General features: G+C 62.0%; 4 protein-coding genes. 3 read left to right on the forward strand and 1 reads right to left on the reverse strand.

Annotation, left to right across the window (positions count from 1 at the left end; genetic code table 11):
• On the reverse strand, positions 1 to 773 hold a 773-nt coding region (locus WCA53_RS01670; RefSeq protein WP_423904801.1), incomplete at its 3' end, for a regulator.
• Between the two features lie 183 nt (positions 774 to 956).
• On the opposite strand from WCA53_RS01670, the gene WCA53_RS01675 reads away from it, so the two are divergent.
• From WCA53_RS01675 to WCA53_RS01685, 3 genes are read left to right on the forward strand one after another with little or no spacing between them, the layout of a single operon-like run.
• Positions 957 to 2210, forward strand: coding sequence for a lipoprotein-releasing ABC transporter permease subunit (locus WCA53_RS01675; protein ID WP_423904805.1), 1254 nt, complete (start codon positions 957 to 959; stop codon positions 2208 to 2210).
• Positions 2203 to 2913 carry a lipoprotein-releasing ABC transporter ATP-binding protein LolD gene (gene lolD / locus WCA53_RS01680; protein ID WP_423904808.1) on the forward strand — a complete coding sequence of 237 codons (711 nt, stop codon included), beginning with the start codon at positions 2203 to 2205 and terminating at the stop codon, positions 2911 to 2913. Before WCA53_RS01675 ends, lolD begins: the two co-directional genes overlap by 8 nt.
• A gap of 48 nt (positions 2914 to 2961) precedes the next feature.
• Positions 2962 to 3750: a TatD family hydrolase gene (locus WCA53_RS01685; protein ID WP_423904810.1), complete on the forward strand. Its 789-nt coding sequence runs from the start codon at positions 2962 to 2964 to the stop codon at positions 3748 to 3750.
• The last annotated feature ends 177 nt before the right edge of the window (positions 3751 to 3927 follow it).

The following is a 3927-nucleotide window of genomic DNA, read 5'->3' on the forward strand; positions in this document are numbered from 1 at the left end:
GCGAGCGCGAGGCCGCGCGTCGCCGCCGAGTCCGACATGACTCGCGCAAACGGACTTGTCACCGTATGAAATACGCCTTGCGCATGCAGCCAGATCGAGTTGATCGCGGGGAGTCCGCGCGACTCGCGTTCTTCGTTGAGCGGATGCTCGAACCAGGCCATCTGGACCTCGTTCTGCAGTTTCATCCAGGCACGCGAACGTTCACCGGTGCCGGTTTCGTGCGGCAGCCAGATTTCGATATTGCGGCCACTCGCGCGCAACGGCGACGCGCCCGCCAGTGCCCCGAGCTTCGGCCCCGACACATACCAGCGCACCGGCTTCGGCGCCTGGATGGTCAGTCCGAGGTCTTCAATAAGCGGTTTGACGACGTCGAAAAGCGTTCGGGCCTCGTCCTCTTGAACGCCGAGCGTCGCCGGATCGATGAGCACCAGGTGGTCACGCGCAATCCGCACGTGAACGGGCTCCACGCACGCCCAGGTTGCATCGCCGGGCGAACCGCCATCGGCGAGCAACATATAGGGCGCGAGCGGCGCTTCGTCGGCCGACTGTTTTCCTATGCCGAATTGGCCCGCGAGCCAGCGCTCGTGCGGCAAGGTGCGCTGGAAGTCGTCGCCGATAACGCGCTCGTCAATCGTGCCGCGAGCAAGCAGCTTGTCGAGTGCAGGACGCTTGAGGTCGTGCAACGCCATCGTGGCGTCGGCCGCCGATGGCAGCGCAAACGGCAGCAGGAGATGGAGATCGTGGAGCTTGGGCGTAGGCATGATGCTGCGCATTGTATGGCAAACTTCGTGGTTGATCGGCGGCGGCCCGAAGCGTGAATGGGCTTTCGGAACCGGGTCGGGCGCGCGTTTTGCCCCACTGGGCGCGCACGTCACACGCAGAGCCCAAGCCCCATCCGACGAATGCGCGATGAAGATAGAAAACGTCAGAACGTTGAAACGCTGAAAAGGAATCGCTTGAAACTTCCCTACGAATGGCAGATTGGCTGGCGCTATACGCGCGCCGGCAAACGTACTACCGGCAACGGTTTCATCTCGTTTATCGCACTGGTTTCGATGGCCGGCATCGCGCTCGGCGTCGCTGCGCTGATCGTGGTTTTATCGGTGATGAACGGGTTCCAGAAGGAAGTCCGCGACCGCATGTTGTCGGTGCTCGCGCACGTCGAAGTGTTTTCGCCGACCGGTTCCATGCCCAACTGGCAACTGACCGCCCAGGAAGCGCGCAAGAATCCCGAGGTGATCGGCGCGGCGCCTTATGTCGACGCGCAAGCGCTCCTCACCCGACAAGGCGCCGTAAGCGGCGTCGCGCTGCGCGGCGTGGAGCCGTCGCTTGAGCCGGAAGTATCGGATATCGGTAAGGAAATGCGCGGCGGCAAGCTCACGGACCTGGTGCCCGGCGGCTTCGGGATCGTGCTCGGCGCGGATCTGGCGAGCAATCTGGGCGTCGGGACAGGCGACAAAGTCACGCTCGTCGCGCCTGAAGGCACGATTACGCCGGCTGGCATGTTGCCCCGCTTGAAGCAATTCACCGTGGTCGGCGTATTTGAATCCGGGCACTACGAATACGACTCGACGCTGGCGCTGATTTCCATCGCCGATGCAGAAGCGCTGTTCCGGCTGCCCGCGCCCACGGGCGTGCGCCTCAAGCTCAAGGACATGCAGCGCGCGCCCGAAGTCGCGCATCAACTGGCGCGCACGCTGTCCGGGGATTTGTATATCCGCGACTGGACGCAGCAGAACAAGACGTGGTTCTCGGCCGTGCAGATCGAAAAACGCATGATGTTCATTATCCTCACGCTGATAATCGCGGTGGCGGCGTTCAACCTCGTGTCGTCTCTGGTGATGACCGTGACCGACAAGCAAGCGGATATCGCAATCCTTCGGACGCTTGGCGCACAGCCCGGTTCGATCATGAAGATTTTCGTGATCCAGGGGGTGACGATCGGCTTTATCGGCACGGCTATCGGCGTCTCGCTGGGCTGCCTGATCGCGTGGAGCATTCCGTGGCTCGTGCCCATGATCGAGCATCTGCTCGGCGTCCAGTTCCTGCCGCCATCGGTCTATTTCATCAGCGAATTGCCGTCTGAACTCGTTCCCGCCGATGTCGCGCGCATCGGCATTATCGCGTTCGTACTGTCGTCGCTGGCTACGCTCTATCCGAGCTGGCGCGGCGCGAAGGTCCGTCCGGCAGAGGCACTGCGCTATGAGTAATCTTTCTGCAAACCCCGTGGTCCTTGAAGCGTCGGGAATTTCGAAGACGTTCGTGCAGGGCGGCTTTAACGTCCCGGTGCTCGATAACGCGCAGCTTCAAGTGCATCGCGGCGAGAAGCTTGCCATCGTCGGTGCGTCCGGTTCCGGTAAAAGCACCTTGCTCCACGTGCTTGGCGGTCTCGATGAACCGAGCGCCGGACGGGTCTCGCTGCTCGGCAAGCCGTTCACGGAACTGCGGGAACGCGAGCGCAACGAATTGCGCAATCGCGCGCTTGGTTTCGTGTACCAGTTTCATCATTTGCTCGCGGAATTCACGGCGCTCGATAACGTCGCGATGCCGCTGCGGATTCGTCGCATGAGCGAAAGCGACGCACGCAAGCAGGCGATGGACATGCTCGAGCGCGTGGGTATCGGACATCGGGCGAAGCATCGGCCGGGCGAGTTGTCGGGCGGCGAACGCCAGCGCGTGGCCATCGCGCGCGCGCTCGTCACGCATCCGGCATGCGTTCTCGCCGACGAACCCACGGGCAATCTCGACGGCGGCACGGCGGACACGGTGTTCAACCTGATGCTGGAGTTATCGCAGACGCTGGAAACGAGCTTCGTGATCGTCACGCACGATCCCGATCTCGCCGCACGTTGCGACCGGATCATGCGCTTGCGCGACGGCGTGCTGTTCGAGGAGCCTGTCGTACCGGTTTAAGGTTGTTGTGGCTTGTTGCCAGGCTTAAGGTCAAGCGAGGAGCGCGTCATGTGGATCGATACGCACTGTCATCTCGATGCGTCGGAGTTCGACTCCGACCGTGACGACGTCGTGGCTTGCGCGCTCAGGGAAGGCGTATCGCGGATCGTGATTCCTGGCGTGGAACGCAGCAACTTCAATGCGGTGCGCGAGTTGGCGCATCGCTTCGAAGGCGGCGCATACGCGCTCGGTATTCATCCCATGTACACGCCGCGCGCCCTGGACGACGATCTGCGCGTGCTGCGCGAACAAGTCGCGGCGAGCATGGACGATCCGCGGTTTGTGGGTATCGGTGAAATCGGACTGGATTATTTCCTTCCGGGCCTCGACGACGCACGCCAGACATTCTTCTATTACGAACAACTCAAACTCGCCCGTGAGTTCGATCTCCCTGTCATCTGCCATGTGCGCAAATCGCAGGACAAGGTGCTCAAGGGCCTGCGCGTCCATTCGATCACGCATGGGATCGCGCATGCTTTCAACGGCAGTTTCCAACAGGCCGAAGCGTTTATCGCGCAAGGCATGCACCTGGGGTTTGGCGGCAACCTGACCTTCGAACGCGCGCTGCAAATTCGCCGGCTGGCAGAACAATTGCCGCTCGAAGCGATTGTGCTCGAGACCGATGCGCCGGACATCGCACCGTCGTGGCGCTATAGGGAACGCAATACGCCGGATCAGGTGCCGGGCATTGCGCGCGTGCTGGCCGGGTTACGCGGTATGGCAGAAGATGCGCTCGCCCTATGCACAACGGCTAACGCTCACGCCGCACTCCCTCGGCTCGCGCTTATCTCCGCATAATCAAGCCTTCTTGGTCGTTCGATTACGGACATTGGAGAGATCACCCGATCCTCCAATGCGGCCGCGTTCGTCCGGCGGTTTTGAGGAGGATGCGTGCGGCTTATCCTGATCGGCTTTGCGCTCGGAATTGCGTGGTTGCAGCGGCAAGCCGTGTTGCCGGGCGCGTTCGTCTTGTGC

Source organism: Caballeronia sp., from assembly GCF_049581465.1.
GTDB lineage: Bacteria > Pseudomonadota > Gammaproteobacteria > Burkholderiales > Burkholderiaceae > Caballeronia.

Coding starts and splice junctions, on each gene's coding strand:
- lolD (WP_423904808.1), top strand. CDS start 2,203: ATGAGTAATCTTTCTGCAAACCCCGTGGTCCTTGAAGCGTCGGGAATT.
- WCA53_RS01685 (WP_423904810.1), top strand. CDS start 2,962: ATGTGGATCGATACGCACTGTCATCTCGATGCGTCGGAGTTCGACTCC.